Below are 14,685 nucleotides of genomic sequence, written 5' to 3'. Positions count from 1 at the left end.
CTTATTTTCAACCGAGCTTCCACACCGAGCGCTGGCGGCAGGCTCTGCTGCGCGATAGTACCGACAAACTCACCCCGGCGGGCGAAGCTTTCGCGAACCTGCCCGATACCGGCGCGTGGGACGGCCAGATCTGGGGCATACACGACTTATTCCCGGAGGAACCGACAACAGATCCTGAAGCAGCTGAATATCCGTTATCCCCAGGACTGCCACGCGATCCGAAAGAGGCCGAGAACAAGGTGCGCCAGAACGTTACCCCAGCATTGCGCGATTTGGTCATCGGGTATTTCGCCGAGCCTGCCAAGTCGGTCTTGGACAAATGGCAGGCGAACCAAGACCTGACCGCAGAACAGCTTCGAGGAGAATGGCAGAAAGCCGTCAAAGCACCGCCACAGGAATTCAACCGCGCCGCCCGTGAAGTCCAGCGCTTCTTCGAGCCGGAAGACTCGCCGGCGTTGCCGCTGTGGAAAGAATGGGTCAAGGAGGCTCTGAACGACGGGCTTTCTGTTCACGAAAGTGCAGTGACACAACCGCACTCGGTGCCGTTCGGTCTCTACGCACCATTTGCCGACCTCAACAGAAAAATGGAGGACATCGCCCGCGAAGTCGCCAAGCTCGACGGCTTCGACGTCGTCCTGCGCAGCCTGTCCATCGACCAGCAAACGCCGCTGGATACCGCCAGGCACTGGGTAGTGCCGGTACGCGCATGGGCGCGAAATGACGAATGGCGGTCGGAAGACGGCAGCCTGCAAGGCTCGCACGACGCCAACGGCTTGGCCCGTCCGCAATATGTCGAGGCCATGCTGGACAAAGGCCTTTACGACGAAAAAGGCACGCTGAAGGACGGTCTGCTCGACCCCGACTGCGTCGAGGCCCGCGACTGGAATCTCTCAGCCGGGCAATACAAACCGTTCGATTTCACCCAGTGGAAGAGCGACAAGAGCGTTGTCGAGCTGATCGCCGAGTTGCGTGAAACCGAACGGCGAATCATCGGCGGGCTGGATAAGTTGCTGGCGATGGTGGAGGGGCGGGAATGAGGCTGCCTGAGAGTTGGGTCGAGACGACCGTTGGGCAGGTCGTAGTTGACCTTCAACCGGGATTTGCCCAAAGACCCGGCGAAGAGGACGAAGGAACAACGCCCCAGATTCGTACCCACAATATCAGTCCAGACGGCAAGATAGCTCTAGAAGGCATCAAACACGTGTCCTCCAACGGTAAAGATCTCGAGAAATACCGGCTCGCGGTTGGAGACGTGCTATTCAATAACACCAACAGTGAGGAGTGGGTAGGTAAAACAGCTTTATTTGACCAGCAAGGCGAATATGTATTTTCTAACCACATAACGCGTTTACGCGTTAATGATGAGCTGATCCTGCCGGATTATTTGGCCAGCTATCTGCATTTGCTTTGGGCAAAGGGTTATTCAAGGACAAAGGCTAAACGCTGGGTTAGCCAGGCGGGAATTGAAGGAACGGCTTTAGCTGCTTTCAAGCTTCCGCTGCCAACACTTCCCGAGCAACAGCGGATCGTCGATGTGCTGCGCCGCACTGAAGCAATTGGCAACCTCCGCAAGAAGGCACAAGCCATAATCGACAAGCTAGCAAAACAACGGTTCGTCGAAATGTTCGGGCATCCCGCAGAGAACCCGAAAAACTTCGCGTCTTTGCCCTTTCAGGAATTTGGCACCTTGGACCGGGGAGTATCCAAACATCGGCCGCGTGACGCCAGCCATTTATTCGGTGGTCCCTATCCGTTTATCCAGACCGGCGATGTCTCCAATGCAGGAGACTGGATCACCACATACAAAGCGACCTACTCAGAGGCGGGCCTCGCACAAAGCAAGCTTTGGCCGAAAGGAACTTTGTACATCACTATCGCTGCCAACATCGCCAAGGCGGCAATCTTAGAGTTCGACGCGTGTTTTCCGGACAGCGTTGTAGGCTTTACACCGACGGAAGGGGTATACAGCGAATACGTGTTGTATTGCTTGCGTTTTTACCAAGAGTTCTTTGAACATCGCGCACCGAAATCTGCGCAGATGAATATCAATCTCGATGCCTTACGAACTCTGCGAATGCCTAAACCACCCGAGGCATTGCAGCGCGAGTTTGCCGAGTTCGTGCGGGAAATCCGTTTGCTGAACACCGCATCAACTACACAGGTCCGCTGTCACGAGGACTTGGTCAAAGAATTAAGAGTCGCCGCATTCATAGGAGAGCTCACCGCCCAATGGCGAGAGGATCACTATTCAGCAATCACACAAGCCGCCAGAGAAAGAGACGACATCCTCCATGCTCGGGGCACGAGGATACATTCAAGCTACGTTGCATTGTTTCCTTCGCCTGACATTTCCATCAAGCACTCCTCGGAACATATTCGCGCCGCCCGCCGCTGGCTGATCGACGAACTGAGCGAATTCCAGTTCGAGGTGTGGAACATGTTGCACCAAGACTGGCAACGCTTGGTGTTTGTCGATGACCCGGAAGTATTCGATGATTTTTGCACCAATCCCGACACCGCCCGGCGTATCGAGCGTTTCGAGGCCTCGCCCAACCGCGTCCGCCGCACTCTGGAGCAGTTGGCGGCGCTGGGGCTGATCGCCAAGGTAAGTCTGCCCAAGTTCAACGCAGCAACCCAGCAAACGGAATACCTGACCGCCTTCCGCCCCTTGCGTGAAGACGAAAATACCCGGCAGAGCGATGCGGACTGGCTACGCCGCGAGTTGAACACCGGCCAGACCGAGACTGGGGCATGAGGCTGCGCTATCTCCGCTTGAAGGACTATCCGCCCATCAAGGACATCGCGGTGCGCTTCGCCAGCGGCTCGCCTTTGAAACGGGAGTGCGCCATCCACTTCGTGGTGGGTGTGAACGGCAGCGGCAAGTCCAACCTGCTGCGCGCCATAGCCGAAGTGTTTCTAGCTCTGGCCGATCAGCGCGTGCCGCAGTTTCCGGTAAGCCTGATTTATGAACTCGGTGTTCGCGGCACGACCAACCATCGCACATTGGTGCTCGATTGCCCCGGCAGCCGCAACAGTGCCAGCTTATGGGCGGCAGAACGGTTCGCCTGGCCGGATAACGCGGACGCTGATCTGTTCGAGTCGGCTCTGCTCCGCTTGCGCGAAAACGCCGAACCGCCTCTGCGTGGCTTTACACCGGTGATCGCTCCCGGCGATTGGCCCTCCCGCGCCGCGACCCCGCCGCAGATGGCGCTGCCGAACGCTGTACTGGCGTACACCACCGGCGCCATGCAGCCGTGGCACAACCTGTGGAGCCGCAGCCAGGATAGCGATAGCGTGGACCTAGTGTCGCAAGCTGAAGATTACGATCCGAGCCTAGAACGCCCGGCGGACTGGAGCGTTGCCCACGAGTTTGCGCTCCAGACAGCCGCAGACTCTGTCGGCGAGGGTTCGGCGATCGAATCCGTTCCAGCCGGGCAAAACCTTTTCCGCCGTCCAATTCTGCTGACGCCCGCGCTGCTCAAATGCGCCTTGCTGGCCGTCGCATTGCCGCAGTCCTTAATCGACACGACAGACCATCTCCGCGACCCAGAATACGATGCCGTCATGGCAAAGCTGCGCAAACGGGACAACAACTTGTCGCCGCTGCAAGAATTGCTGGAACGCGGCGGTTGGCACCACCTCGTCTCGGTCGCCTTTCGCAGCCGTCTGCAACCCAAGGCTTGGCCGCGCGCACTTTGCGAAACCGCCCACGATTGGCTGCTGTGCGCCGGGGAAGTGATCGCCGAACCGCACCCTACCGAGTCGCGCCGAACCCTGTTCTTCGACCTCAGAGGGCAGTTCAACGGCCAGGATGTGAAGACACTCCGGCCTAACGACGGCCTTAGCATCAGCACTACCCAGGGCGAAGCCCTGTGGGCGCTACTGGGCGGCGCGGACACTACGACCTTCGAGCTGTTCATGAAGCTAGTCGAACTGCATCAAGCCGGTCTATTCGACGATGTCGAGCTGCGTCTAAGGCGGCAACCCAAGCTCGATGAGATAACGGATAGCGACGTCAGGAATCAGGACGTCGGCGTGCTGCGCTTCGAGGAGCTGTCCGACGGCGAGCAAATGGTACTGGGGCGCATGGCGCTGTTTCATCTGCTGGCAGGCCAGCAGGACGCCTTGCTGCTGCTGGACGAACCGGAAACCCATTTCAACGACAAGTGGAAGCGCGAGATCGTCGACATCATCGACGATGCCATCGGCCAAACGGCCAACGATGTGCTGATTTCCACGCATTCGGCCATCGTGTTGAGCGACGTGTTCAATGATGAAATCGTGATGGTGCGGAAAACCGCCGATGGCTCGGAGACTCGTTCCGTAACCGAACAAACCTTCGCCACCGATCCCAGCGCCTTGATGATGACGGTGTTCGAAGCCGACGACAGCATCGGCAAAAGGGCACAGGAATTCATCGAGCGAAAATTGCGGCAGGCCACCGGAACAGCGGAGGATATTCAGCAACTGGAAAAACTGATTGCCCGCATGGGCTCCGGCTTTTATCGCAGCGAACTGCGCACGCTGTTGAACCGATGGAAAGGCGTCGGCAATGCTTAAGCCTATCCACCATGTGCCTTGCTCACCCGCCCTGCGTGCTTGTCGTCGTCTGCAAGAGCATCTGGCAGCTTGGCTTTGTGATCCGGCTGTCGCCGCGGCAGATATCAGCCAGGCTAATCTGGTTCCGCCACGAGTGCCGACGCAAATCGAGGCGGACTGGCTTTGGGCGTTTTTACAGAAGGTAGACGCGAAGAAGTCACTGCTGGCACGTGCACAAACCTTGGCTTCGCTGCCGATAGCCGACAAGGGACTTTTACAACAGCGGGTTAATGTTGTTAGCGAATTGGCGAGCCAGTTTCAGTCCTCCCCCCCAGCTTGGCCTATAGCCACCCCACCCATTTCTAAGGAGGCTTGGCTGGCATTCAAGGAATTGATGGAGGCTTTCTACGAAAAAGGCTTGCGCGGCGGGCTGCCTTACGCGGCTGATGGTACTCCGGTGACGGTCGGAGGCGTGACATACGCTCAGTTCGTCCAAACGTTTCGGAATACACACCGGCTGAACCCGAATCCGGGTGCCCGAGAGGTTTGCGTTTTATGCGGTGGCCCGCTCGAAGATATCGAAGTTGACCATTGGATTGCCAAGAGCACCTATCCTCTGCTCAGCGTCTGCGCGGATAACCTGCTGCCCATCTGCGCCACGTGCAATTCCACGGACAATAAAGGCTCGAAACCGGTTCACAGCAATGGCAGTTTTGCCGATTGGTTCCACCCCTATTGGCGGAATGCCGGCGGCTGTATTCGATTGGACTACGATCTGCAAACGCTCTCGATTGGCACATCGGCAACAAACCCGGACGATACGACAAGGGTTGCTAAGCTCGATCAGCTACTCAACTTGGCTAAACGCTGGACGCGCGAGTTCAAGGCTGAATATATTAAACGGCGGGGCGACTTTCACCGACGCGGGCAACTACGGAAACACCACAATCAACCACATTACACGCAGGCCGAACTCTTAGCCCATATCCAAACAGAACAAGCTGTTCTGTCCCCAACCGAGCCGCATTACGAAGTGCACAGTACCGTGCTGGCTGCCCTCCTCGAGCAAGCGAGACTGGCGGCATGGGAAACGGAGCTAGGGCTTATTTGGGACGACGATGTTTCGGAGCAAGCCGCATGAACGATAACAAACCGTCCGGCGAATTCCTCCTCTACGAAACCGAAGACGGCCGTACCCGCGTCGAATGCCGCTTCGCCGACGACACGTTATGGTTAAGTCGAGCTCTGATGGCCGACTTGTTTCAGAAGGATGATCGCATGTTCAATGAACACCCGCAGAACATCTACGAGGAACAGCAGCTTGACCCGGAAGCAACCGTCCGGAAATTCCAAACAGCTCGCCAGAAAGGCAACCGCAAAGCCAGCCGCAACGTCGATACAAGCTCGATGCCATTCTCGCCGTGGGCTACCGGGTGCGCTCGGTGCGCGGCACACAGTCCCGCCGCTGGGCCACGGAGCGTTTGCGGGAATATCCGGTAAGGGGCTTCGCAGGAGGCGAGACAACTGGCGAAACCAAATTTTCTTCTAGGTCCGGGAAGCGTAGCTGTATGCCTTCCTCACATTTAAAGCTGATATGCTTCGTTTAACGCCCTCGATCGGAACAAGCCATGGATTTCACGATTCAGCGCCAACTCTCCATAGCCATCGAAAACAAGCCCGGTCGTCTCGCCGCCATCGGGCGGCTGATGGCGGGATGCGGGGTCAACATCAAGGATATTTGCGTGGTGGACAATGTCGAGCAGGGCATGATCCGGCTGATCACCAGCGATCCCGCGGCCTGCAAGGCTCAACTGGCGAGCGAGGGGCACGTCGCGCTGGAGGCCGATGTGATCGTTCTGATCCTGAAGGATCGGCCGGGCCAGTTGGAAGCCGTCGGCAGTGCGCTGAACCAGGCCGGAATCAATATCGACTACGCTTACGGCAGCGAGGATGCTCGCGAGGAGGAGTTGCGGCTGATCATCAAGGTGTCCAATCTCAAGAAAGCGGCCGAAGTCCTCTCGAGCCTGGAGGCCTGAAACATGGCGTCAGCGAAAGCCGGCCGCGTGGGAATTCTACCCGCGGGCGCCCTCGGGGTGAGTTTTTTCTACCACCTTACACGGCACGCCCGACAGATCGACGGCGGGGTTTATTTTCTGGAGCGCGCCGGTTCGGCAAGCGGGAAGGCGCTTAGAGAGGGAGGGCAAATTGCGATAGCGGACGAAGACGGGCTGCATCATGTACCGACAGAAGGCATCTTCAAGCCCGATCTTCTGGCCTGCTACGAAGACAACAGCCTTCCGGATGCGGTCCTGGTTTGCCCGAATCCCGACCAGCTGACCGGCGTCATGGGGAATTTGGTGGAGCTTCTCGAGCGCATTTACCAGAAAGGGCAGTTGGAGCCCGCAGCCTTGCCGTTTCCGCTGGTCGTGCTCAGTTCGAACGGCATTTATTATCAGCGCCTGCGCTTGTGGTTCGTGGAAAAACTCGAGGAATCGGTGTTGTTCGGCCGATTGCCCGAGCTCTGGCCGGACTTGATGGGCGTGATCGTGGGGCGGCTGCTGCGCGGGGTGACCTTGCAGTCCGGGATACGGGAAGGTTCCGGCAGCGCAACCGTGTATCGGCCGGGGCCGCGAGCCATCACGCAAATCGGCGGCGGGAGTGAAACCCTACGCCGGCGCTGCTGCGAAACTCTGCAGGAACGGGGCGGCTGGTTCGAGCCGAAGGCCGATGGCTCGGCGACGCGGCTGGAATTCGACAAGGCCATGCTGAATCTGTCCACCAATGCGCTCGGCCAGCGTTATGCCATCGACGACAGCGGCCGCCTCACCGTGCTGGCCATTCGGGACATGATCGGGCCGGAACGCCAGGCAGCGATTCGCGATCTGTTTTGGCATGTATTCCAGGTCGGTTTGGCGGTGAAGGTCTACGGACCGGAGGACCGTTTCGAGGAGATCTGCACCCAGTGTATGAAAAGCCTCCATTGGCACGAATCGCACATTCCCTCGAGCCTGCAGTGGGTGGCGCTGAGATATCGGCAGGGCACTCTGGAACCCGCTTTGTCGCCCACCGAAGCCTGGCTGCTGGACCCGCTTATTCGTTTCGCCTACGGCGCAGGGTTGGACGATTCGGCGCAATACTTCGAGGACCTCAAGCGCAGCTTGCTGCACAAGCTCGAACTCGCCGCGCGGGCCTGCCGTGATCGAACCCGCTGAGCGATGCATATGCCCATCGGAAAACCATGATCTCCGCCAAACTTCCGTTCGATCCCACCTACGGCTACACACTGGAGTCGCTGCTTCAAATCGGCTGCCCGGATGAACCGGACGATTTCGCCGAGTTCTGGGAATCCCGCTACCGGCGCGCGCTGAGCGTTGTTCCGGACCCGGAGCTGTCGCGCGCTACCGAAGACCATCCGGAATTCGATGTCTACGATGTCCGCTATCGATCGACCGGCGATTTCGTCATCGGCGGCTGGCTGCTGAAACCCAAGCACGGACCGATTCGACGCGGGCTGGTGGTCGGTCACGGCTACGGCGGCCGGGATGCGCCGGATTTCCATCTCTCGGTGGGCGAAGCGGCCATGTTGTTTCCCTGCTTCCGCGGACTTTCCCTGAGCCGCGATCCGCGCCTGCCACAAAATCCCGCCCGCCATGTACTGCACGGAATCGAACGGTGCGAGAGCTATGTCCTGGGCGGCTGCGTCGAGGATTTATGGCTGGCGGTGTCGGCCTTGCTCAGCGTGTTTCCCCAGATCGAAGGCCGCATCGGGTATCTCGGTATCAGCTTCGGCGGCGGCATCGGCGCCCTGGCCCTGCCTTGGGAGCCGCGCGTCCGGATCGCCCATCTGAACGTCCCGACCTTCGGTCATCATCCTTTGCGTCTCGCGCTCCCGACCCTGGGCAGCGGCGAGGCGGTTCGGCGATACGAGCGGCGCCACGGACACGTGCTGGAAACCTTGCGGTATTACGATGCGGCCTGTGCCGCTCGCCGTATTCGGATTCCGGTTCATGTCGCCGCGGCCTTGTCCGATCCCTTCGTGGCACCGCCAGGCCAGTTTGCCATCTATAATGCGTTGCCGGGACCGAAACGCTTGTTCGTGCTTCAAGCCGGTCATTCCGATTATCCGGAACGAACGGAGCAGGAACGGGAATTGCTGGAAGAGCTCGGATGTTTTTTCGAATCGCTCTGAGGGGCTGGCGTTCGCGGCACTGTGAAACGTTTTTCACAGCGGCTCATCGGGAGAGGGGCTTCGTCGGCAAAGGATTACCGGCCTACTGGACGTTTTTCGAACAGCTCCGAGCAGAACGCTAATCCGGATTTAACGTGGAACGAGGGGGCGAACGCCTTGGCCGACAGGGAAGGCGAGCGACGCGCCGGATCACGGATATCATTCGGGTCCGCGACCCGGACAAATCACGGATTATTTGATTTTCGCTTCCTTGTACAGGACATGCTTGCGGACGACGGGATCGAATTTCTTGATCTCCATCTTTTCCGGCATGTTCCGCTTGTTCTTGGTGGTGGTATAGAAATGGCCGGTACCGGCGCTGGATACCAATTTGATTTTGTCGCGCATGGTTCAGACCTCGTTTAAACTTTTTCGCCGCGCTTGCGGATGTCTGCCAAAACGGCGTCTATGCCCTTCTTGTCGATGATGCGCATTCCCTGGCTGGAAACGCGAAGGCTCACCCAACGGTTTTCGCTTTCGACCCAAAAACGGTGGTGGTGCAGATTCGGGTTGAACAGGCGCTTCGTTTTGTTGTTAGCGTGCGAGACGTTATTGCCTACAATACGGCGCTTGCCCGTCACCTGGCATACTCTGGACATGATTGACCTCTAACTCGCCTAGCTGGAACGGAAACTTGGCTTTATATATGATTCAAGGCTTTAAAGTCAAGCCGCGCTTGCGTTATTACGGAAAAACGATATGAGTCTAAAACTCGGGATCGTGATGGATCCCATCGGAAAAATCAAAATCCACAAAGACACCAGCTTCGCCCTGCTGTTGGAAGCGCAGTCGCGAGGTTACGAGCTCTACTACATGGAACTCAACGATCTTTATCTGCGCGACGGACGTACCCACGCGCGAATGCGCCGGCTGAGCGTGGAGCGCAACGAAGGCTCCTGGTTCAGCTTCATCGATCAGAAGGAAGCACCGCTGGACGCGCTGGATGTGGTTTTGATGCGGAAGGATCCGCCTTTCGACCAGGAATACATCTACGCCACCTATCTCCTGGAATGCGCTGAAAACCAGGGGCTATGCGTGGTCAATAGACCGCGCTCGCTGCGCGATGCCAACGAAAAGCTTTTTACCGCCTGGTTCCCGCAGTGCTGCCCGCCGACCCTGGTGGCCAGGGAAGGGCACAAGATCCGCGAATTCCTGCACGAACAGGGCGAAATCATTCTGAAACCGCTGGACGGCATGGGCGGCGCCTCGATTTTCCGCATCGCGGAAGAGGACCCCAATCTGAGCGTAATCCTGGAAACCATGACCCGGCACAATTCGCGTTTCGTCATGGCTCAACGCTATCTGCCGGAAATCGTCGACGGCGACAAGCGCATCCTGGTCGTGAACGGCGAGGCGGTACCCTACGCGCTGGCGCGCATCCCCGCCCAGGGCGAGGTCCGGGGAAATCTGGCCGCCGGCGGCCGAGCCGAGGGCCGGGAACTGACCCCGCGAGATCGCTGGATCACCGAACAAGTCGGTCCGACGCTTCGGGAAAGAGGACTCGTCTTCGTCGGACTGGACGTCATCGGAGAGTTTCTGACCGAAGTCAACGTAACCAGTCCGACCTGCGTTCAGGAACTGGACACATTGTTCGGCTTGAATATCAGTGCCTCACTGATGAATCATATCGAGTCTGTCGTGCGAGTTTAGCGAAGACTACTAATCATGAGTACCGAACGGGTTTTTTCCGACCGCTTCCTTCTGGCCCTGCTGCTTGCAGGCATTGCACACGCCATCCTCATTCTCGGCGTCGCTTTTCAAATGCCCAAGCAGCCCGAGATCAAGAAATCCTTGACTATCGCGCTGGTGCGAAACCCTTCCCGGGCGGCACCCGAAAAAGCCGATTTTCTAGCCCCGGAGAACCAGTTCGGCAGCGGAACCCACACCGAAAAGGCAATTCCCAGGAACGAGCCGATACCGCAGGAAGGACAAGGCCGGCAAACCGAAAATTCACCCAGCCCCGTGCCTGTCCGGGAAGCCAAACTCAAACCCGTGCTGAGCCAGAAAGACGCCGAAAAGAAGATCGCCGTGGACCGGGGTAACGAGATACAACCCGAGCCGCAGCCCGTCAAACTCACGGCCGCAGCGCTCAGCCAGCAGATTGCCGAGTTGAGCGCCGAATTGAACAAGTCGAGGGAAGATTATGCCCGTCGCCCCAAACTGGTTTACATCAACTCGGTGAACGCCCATAAATACAAGGCAGCGGCGTACGAGAAGGCCTGGCAGGAAAAGATCGAACGCATCGGCAATCTCAACTATCCGGGCGAGGCTCGCCGTCAGAATCTTTCCGGAAGCCTGCTTCTGAGCGTCGGCATCAAGCCGGACGGAACCGTGTACAGCATTAAGGTCCGGCATTCGTCCGGCCATCAGGTGCTGGACGATGCCGCATTGAACATCGTGCAACTTGCGGCCCCCTTCGCTCCTTTTCCCGAAGAACTGCGGCAGCAGGCGGACGTTTTGATCATCACCCGCACCTGGCGGTTCGAGAACGATAACCGTCTCGAAACCGGCCCTTGACTCACTCCCGGCTTTCGCGGCAAGCTCGCTTCACGGCCGGATCGTCGGAACACCATTAAAGGCAGGCGTCAGCTGCCTGGCCTTCCCCAAAAAAACGACTATTCTTGATGACGTGTCCGGCCGTGATGCCTGGGTCTGCTGACTAGCCTTCGCCAAGGGACTTTGTCCGCCAGCCCTGAAAAGCTCCGTCCACTTACTTCAACGTGATTGCCTAGCCGTTTTATGTAAAGAGCATCGATGGCCGATTATCTTTCTCAAGATCAGCGACCGATATCGCCGCAATGCAGTGACCTCGACCCGGACTTCGGTCTGGAATATTTCGCCGAGCCGGCTTTTCGGATCGAGGATTCGTCCCAGCTGAACCCGCTCTGCGCTGGGATGGAGAATGAAGTCGCGGATTTTCTGGCCCATGCCGTGTCGGCTGTTCCCCACAACTTGCTCCGGCACACCCAAAGGATTTTCTTCCACTACCATCGACACGACCAGGACGGACTGTACGCTGCATTGCAGGACCTCTTCATCGCCCTGGGATGCAGAGGCTACACACTACGTAAGCGATTACTGGCGGGTGCGCGGGACCGCTTGAAGCAAGATTGCTTCGCGCGCCTGGAACGATGGCTAGGTTCCGACTTCCTGCCCGACTGGGGCGAGCTGCCCCCGACTCGGCAATCGGTTCTGGCGCCCGGCGTTATCGGCTCAACGAGTTTGGTTCGGGTATCCGTCGGAGCCCAGGATCACGATAGGGACCCGCTGCTGGAAGCGGGGGAACATATCGAGTACAGCCAGCTCGACCAGGCCCGAGCCGTTTTGGAAGAGGCCGTATCCCGGCAGCCGGGCCGAACCGATTTGCACCAAGAGTTACTGATGCTGTATCGAGCAACCGGCGATCTCGACAATTTCTTGCGTACCCGGGAAACGCTTCTGCAGATCATGGACGTCATGCCGGAGATGTGGGATGACTGCGAACTATATTTGAGAAAGGCACATACCTCATGACCGATTTAGCCATCGCGCCAATACGGTTGGCAGTTTTAGGCATGGACGAGCGGAATGCAAGACTGTTCAAGATGTTCCTGAGCGGCCCTTGCCGCAAGCAGGCCGAAGTCGTCGAGGACGGCGAAAAGGCGGATGCCTGCGTGGTCGACCTGGACGCGCAGCGGGGAACCGAATTGCTGGATCTCGAACGGAAGAGCCATCCCGACCGCGTCCTCATCCTCCTTTCTCTGAGCGACCGCGCCTTTCCGCCTGAATCGGTCTTGGTAAAAAAACCCATTCAGACCGAAAGCATGTTGCAGGCGATTGCACGGGTTCGGCAGATTCTCGAAAGCCGTAAGCCTCTTAACGCCGAAAAGCCCGAGACGGAACCCAGGACTATCCCGCTGCGGACCGTCGCCATGACGGAAAAGTCGGATATGTCCGTATCCAAGGTAGCCTCCCTCCTGGACGAACAAAGTTTCATGAGCTACATGGGCGTCCGCGACGACATCGATCCGAACAACCCGGAGCAGGCCGCTGCGGTCCGCTACAATCCCAAGGACTTTCTGCAGGGCAACTTCGAATCGGCCTGCGCGCTCGCCCTGTCGCATCAGAAGGCTCTCCGGGTGGAAACCCCGTGGAAGCCGTTGATCATCTTTCCGCAGATCCACCGGCTATGGATCAATGCGGATGAGGCTCAGTTACGCGCCGCCTGCGCCATTCCCATGACCCATCTCGCGCATATGGATATCGGCGGAGGACGTGCGCGAACCGTCAAGGACCTGAAAGTAACGCCGATCGATACCGGCGAGGCCCGTCTCGATCCGGAGCGGCTGATCCCGCTGGATGCATTTCTGTGGAAGATGGCCATTTGGACTTCCAAAGGCAAAATCCCCGCGGACATTTCGCTTCAGGACGAGGTGACCCTGAAATATTGGCCCAATCTGACCCGTTTCCTGCTGATTCCGCACACCATGCGGATCGCCGCACTGTTGCATCACGGTCCCCATACCGTATGCGAAGTCGCACAGATACTGGGAATACGGCAACAGTACGTATTTGCGTTTATCAGCGCCGCTCATGCCTTGCGGCTGATAGAACAGCGGCCGAAGCAACAGGCTGCCCGAGAGGAACCGCCAACGCCGCCGGCCAAACCCGAGCCGGAGCGAACGTCCTTCTTCGGAAAGATTTTGAAACATTTGAAAATGTCTTGACGGAATCGGAACCGAATCGTGATTCAGTACAACAAAATCATTTTCACAGGACCCGTAGGCGCGGGAAAAACGACCGCCATCACCGCGCTCAGTGATGTTCCCCCGGTCAAAACGGATCAACTCGCCACCGATATGACCAAAAGCCGGAAAGCCTCGACCACGGTCGCGCTCGACTATGGGATGATGACCTTGCCCGGCGGCGACAAGATTCATTTGTACGGCACGCCCGGCCAGGAGCGGTTCGACTTCATGTGGGACATCCTGACCACCGGCGGCATCGGTCTGGTACTGCTCCTGGATAACACCCGCGCCGATCCTTTTCAGGATTTGCGCTTTTTTCTGAACAAGTTCGGGGGCTTCATCGAGACCACGAGTCTGGTCATAGGCGTCACCCAGATGGATCTCAGTGCAACGCCCGGCCTGTCGGACTACCACCGCCAGTTGGAAACGACCGGGCTGAATCCGCCCATCTTCGAGGTGGATGCCCGACGCCGAAAAGACGTTTCTCTGCTGGTCCAGGCGCTGCTCTATTCGATCGATCCGGGGCTGGAGGAGCAATGAAGGACTATGTCCTCGCGGAGCAACTTTATCTTCATCCCACCCCGGGCGGCGCCTACCACGCGGTAACAACCAAGGCGAACTCCCCCGCCAAACAGCTCATCAGAAATCTGCTGCAGATGGAGGCCAGCCCCGCGCTTACCCTGACCGGCCTCAAGAAGTGGTCGAACATCGAGGACGCCGAAAAAGCCTATGCCATGCTTCATTACGCGCAAGAAGTACGATGGCTGCAAGGACTGAAAGCGCCTCTGGAATGCCCGAACCAACCCCTTTCCGAGATACTGCCGACGCTTCTGGGCCAACTCAGCAGCCAGGCCAAGGTCTTGTTGGCCGATAGCCAGGGATTTTATCTCGCGACCCACGGTTTTCCCCACGAGGTCGCGGAGGAGTTATCGGCACTCAGCGCCGATCTGGCCAATTTGCACGAACGTCGTTCCGGTCTGCTGCTGAATAACCTTGGGCTCAACTCGAGCGCCTGGTCGGTCGTCGACGCAGCCGGCAACAGTAAAGTGGGATTTTGGCCGCTTTACCTGGGAAAGGAGCGATTCGTGCTGGTCGCGGCAGGAATGCCGAGGTTCAACCGGCCCGATTTCGTCACCCTGGTCTGGATACTGAGCCGCCGCTACGCCGGCGTCGGTGCCTGACGCAGGCGGA

General features: G+C 58.3%; 17 protein-coding genes. 15 read left to right on the top strand and 2 right to left on the bottom strand.

All coding sequences use genetic code 11. The annotated features are described in order from the left end of the window. The first annotated feature begins 239 nt into the window (after nt 1-239). From sS8_RS17825 to sS8_RS17790, 9 genes are read left to right on the top strand one after another with little or no spacing between them, the layout of a single operon-like run. A complete protein-coding gene (locus sS8_RS17825; RefSeq protein ID WP_145986588.1) occupies nt 240-1,037 on the top strand; it encodes a hypothetical protein in 798 nt (265 codons plus the stop codon). Continuing rightward, nucleotides 1,034-2,755 carry a restriction endonuclease subunit S gene (locus sS8_RS17820; protein ID WP_119630940.1) on the top strand — a complete coding sequence of 574 codons (1,722 nt, stop codon included), beginning with the start codon at nt 1,034-1,036 and terminating at the stop codon, nt 2,753-2,755. Before sS8_RS17825 ends, sS8_RS17820 begins: the two co-directional genes overlap by 4 nt. Further along, nucleotides 2,752-4,560: an AAA family ATPase gene (locus tag sS8_RS17815; RefSeq protein WP_119630939.1), complete on the top strand. Its 1,809-nt coding sequence runs from the start codon at nt 2,752-2,754 to the stop codon at nt 4,558-4,560. Before sS8_RS17820 ends, sS8_RS17815 begins: the two co-directional genes overlap by 4 nt. Further along, complete coding sequence (locus tag sS8_RS17810) at nt 4,553-5,680, top strand: hypothetical protein (RefSeq protein WP_119630938.1); 1,128 nt, start codon at nt 4,553-4,555, stop codon at nt 5,678-5,680. The genes sS8_RS17815 and sS8_RS17810 overlap by 8 nt, the downstream gene beginning before the upstream one ends. After that, entirely contained in the window at nt 5,677-6,039 is a 363-nt protein-coding gene (locus tag sS8_RS29300; RefSeq protein WP_232020348.1) for a hypothetical protein, read from the top strand. Before sS8_RS17810 ends, sS8_RS29300 begins: the two co-directional genes overlap by 4 nt. Further along, nucleotides 5,961-6,146, top strand: coding sequence for a RhuM family protein (gene rhuM / locus sS8_RS30020; RefSeq protein ID WP_408631150.1), 186 nt, complete (start codon nt 5,961-5,963; stop codon nt 6,144-6,146). The genes sS8_RS29300 and rhuM overlap by 79 nt, the downstream gene beginning before the upstream one ends. Nucleotides 6,147-6,167: 21 nt before the next feature. Further along, the gene (locus sS8_RS17800; RefSeq protein ID WP_119630936.1) at nt 6,168-6,575 is read left to right on the top strand and encodes an ACT domain-containing protein; all 408 of its coding nucleotides are present in this window, start codon (nt 6,168-6,170) and stop codon (nt 6,573-6,575) included. Between the two features lie 3 nt (nt 6,576-6,578). Then, the gene (locus sS8_RS17795) at nt 6,579-7,751 is read left to right on the top strand and encodes a hypothetical protein (RefSeq protein ID WP_119630935.1); all 1,173 of its coding nucleotides are present in this window, start codon (nt 6,579-6,581) and stop codon (nt 7,749-7,751) included. A gap of 26 nt (nt 7,752-7,777) precedes the next feature. Then, nucleotides 7,778-8,728: an acetylxylan esterase gene (locus tag sS8_RS17790; protein ID WP_119630934.1), complete on the top strand. Its 951-nt coding sequence runs from the start codon at nt 7,778-7,780 to the stop codon at nt 8,726-8,728. A 231-nt stretch (nt 8,729-8,959) separates the two neighbouring features. On the opposite strand, the gene rpmG is transcribed toward sS8_RS17790, so the two are convergent. Together rpmG and rpmB are read right to left on the bottom strand one after the other, a co-directional pair. Then, on the bottom strand, nt 8,960-9,115 hold the full coding sequence (rpmG, locus tag sS8_RS17785) for a 50S ribosomal protein L33 (protein ID WP_077728264.1): 156 nt from the start codon (nt 9,113-9,115) through the stop codon (nt 8,960-8,962). A gap of 14 nt (nt 9,116-9,129) precedes the next feature. After that, on the bottom strand, nt 9,130-9,366 hold the full coding sequence (gene rpmB, locus sS8_RS17780; RefSeq protein WP_119630933.1) for a 50S ribosomal protein L28: 237 nt from the start codon (nt 9,364-9,366) through the stop codon (nt 9,130-9,132). 100 nt (nt 9,367-9,466) lie between these two features. On the opposite strand from rpmB, the gene gshB reads away from it, so the two are divergent. The 6 genes from gshB (at nt 9,467) to sS8_RS17750 (ending at nt 14,675) form a co-directional block, all read left to right on the top strand. After that, entirely contained in the window at nt 9,467-10,417 is a 951-nt protein-coding gene (gene gshB / locus sS8_RS17775) for a glutathione synthase (protein ID WP_119630932.1), read from the top strand. Nucleotides 10,418-10,432: 15 nt separating this feature from the next. After that, nucleotides 10,433-11,284, top strand: a complete 852-nt coding sequence (locus sS8_RS17770; protein ID WP_119630931.1) for an energy transducer TonB — start codon at nt 10,433-10,435, stop codon at nt 11,282-11,284. A gap of 237 nt (nt 11,285-11,521) precedes the next feature. Further along, nucleotides 11,522-12,280 (top strand): type IV pilus assembly protein FimV, encoded by a 759-nt coding sequence (locus sS8_RS17765; RefSeq protein ID WP_119630930.1) that lies wholly within the window; start codon nt 11,522-11,524, stop codon nt 12,278-12,280. Continuing rightward, entirely contained in the window at nt 12,277-13,473 is a 1,197-nt protein-coding gene (locus sS8_RS17760) for a hypothetical protein (protein ID WP_145986587.1), read from the top strand. The genes sS8_RS17765 and sS8_RS17760 overlap by 4 nt, the downstream gene beginning before the upstream one ends. 18 nt (nt 13,474-13,491) lie before the next feature. After that, nucleotides 13,492-14,034 (top strand): GTP-binding protein, encoded by a 543-nt coding sequence (locus sS8_RS17755; protein WP_119630928.1) that lies wholly within the window; start codon nt 13,492-13,494, stop codon nt 14,032-14,034. Next, nucleotides 14,031-14,675: a hypothetical protein gene (locus tag sS8_RS17750; RefSeq protein WP_119630927.1), complete on the top strand. Its 645-nt coding sequence runs from the start codon at nt 14,031-14,033 to the stop codon at nt 14,673-14,675. The genes sS8_RS17755 and sS8_RS17750 overlap by 4 nt, the downstream gene beginning before the upstream one ends. Nucleotides 14,676-14,685: the final 10 nt, after the last annotated feature.

The organism is Methylocaldum marinum (assembly GCF_003584645.1).
GTDB lineage: Bacteria > Pseudomonadota > Gammaproteobacteria > Methylococcales > Methylococcaceae > Methylocaldum > Methylocaldum marinum.
This window is presented reverse-complemented; position numbering and strand designations above follow the sequence as displayed.

What these genes read in the sequence shown, in the direction of transcription:
- sS8_RS17820 (WP_119630940.1), top strand. Translation starts at nt 1,034, where the DNA reads ATGAGGCTGCCTGAGAGTTGGGTCGAGACGACCGTTGGGCAGGTCGTA.
- sS8_RS17815 (WP_119630939.1), top strand. Translation starts at nt 2,752, where the DNA reads ATGAGGCTGCGCTATCTCCGCTTGAAGGACTATCCGCCCATCAAGGAC.
- sS8_RS17810 (WP_119630938.1), top strand. Translation starts at nt 4,553, where the DNA reads ATGCTTAAGCCTATCCACCATGTGCCTTGCTCACCCGCCCTGCGTGCT.
- sS8_RS29300 (WP_232020348.1), top strand. Translation starts at nt 5,677, where the DNA reads ATGAACGATAACAAACCGTCCGGCGAATTCCTCCTCTACGAAACCGAA.
- sS8_RS17800 (WP_119630936.1), top strand. Translation starts at nt 6,168, where the DNA reads ATGGATTTCACGATTCAGCGCCAACTCTCCATAGCCATCGAAAACAAG.
- sS8_RS17795 (WP_119630935.1), top strand. Translation starts at nt 6,579, where the DNA reads ATGGCGTCAGCGAAAGCCGGCCGCGTGGGAATTCTACCCGCGGGCGCC.
- sS8_RS17790 (WP_119630934.1), top strand. Translation starts at nt 7,778, where the DNA reads ATGATCTCCGCCAAACTTCCGTTCGATCCCACCTACGGCTACACACTG.
- rpmG (WP_077728264.1), bottom strand. Translation starts at nt 9,115, where the DNA reads ATGCGCGACAAAATCAAATTGGTATCCAGCGCCGGTACCGGCCATTTC.
- rpmB (WP_119630933.1), bottom strand. Translation starts at nt 9,366, where the DNA reads ATGTCCAGAGTATGCCAGGTGACGGGCAAGCGCCGTATTGTAGGCAAT.
- gshB (WP_119630932.1), top strand. Translation starts at nt 9,467, where the DNA reads ATGAGTCTAAAACTCGGGATCGTGATGGATCCCATCGGAAAAATCAAA.
- sS8_RS17770 (WP_119630931.1), top strand. Translation starts at nt 10,433, where the DNA reads ATGAGTACCGAACGGGTTTTTTCCGACCGCTTCCTTCTGGCCCTGCTG.
- sS8_RS17765 (WP_119630930.1), top strand. Translation starts at nt 11,522, where the DNA reads ATGGCCGATTATCTTTCTCAAGATCAGCGACCGATATCGCCGCAATGC.
- sS8_RS17760 (WP_145986587.1), top strand. Translation starts at nt 12,277, where the DNA reads ATGACCGATTTAGCCATCGCGCCAATACGGTTGGCAGTTTTAGGCATG.
- sS8_RS17750 (WP_119630927.1), top strand. Translation starts at nt 14,031, where the DNA reads ATGAAGGACTATGTCCTCGCGGAGCAACTTTATCTTCATCCCACCCCG.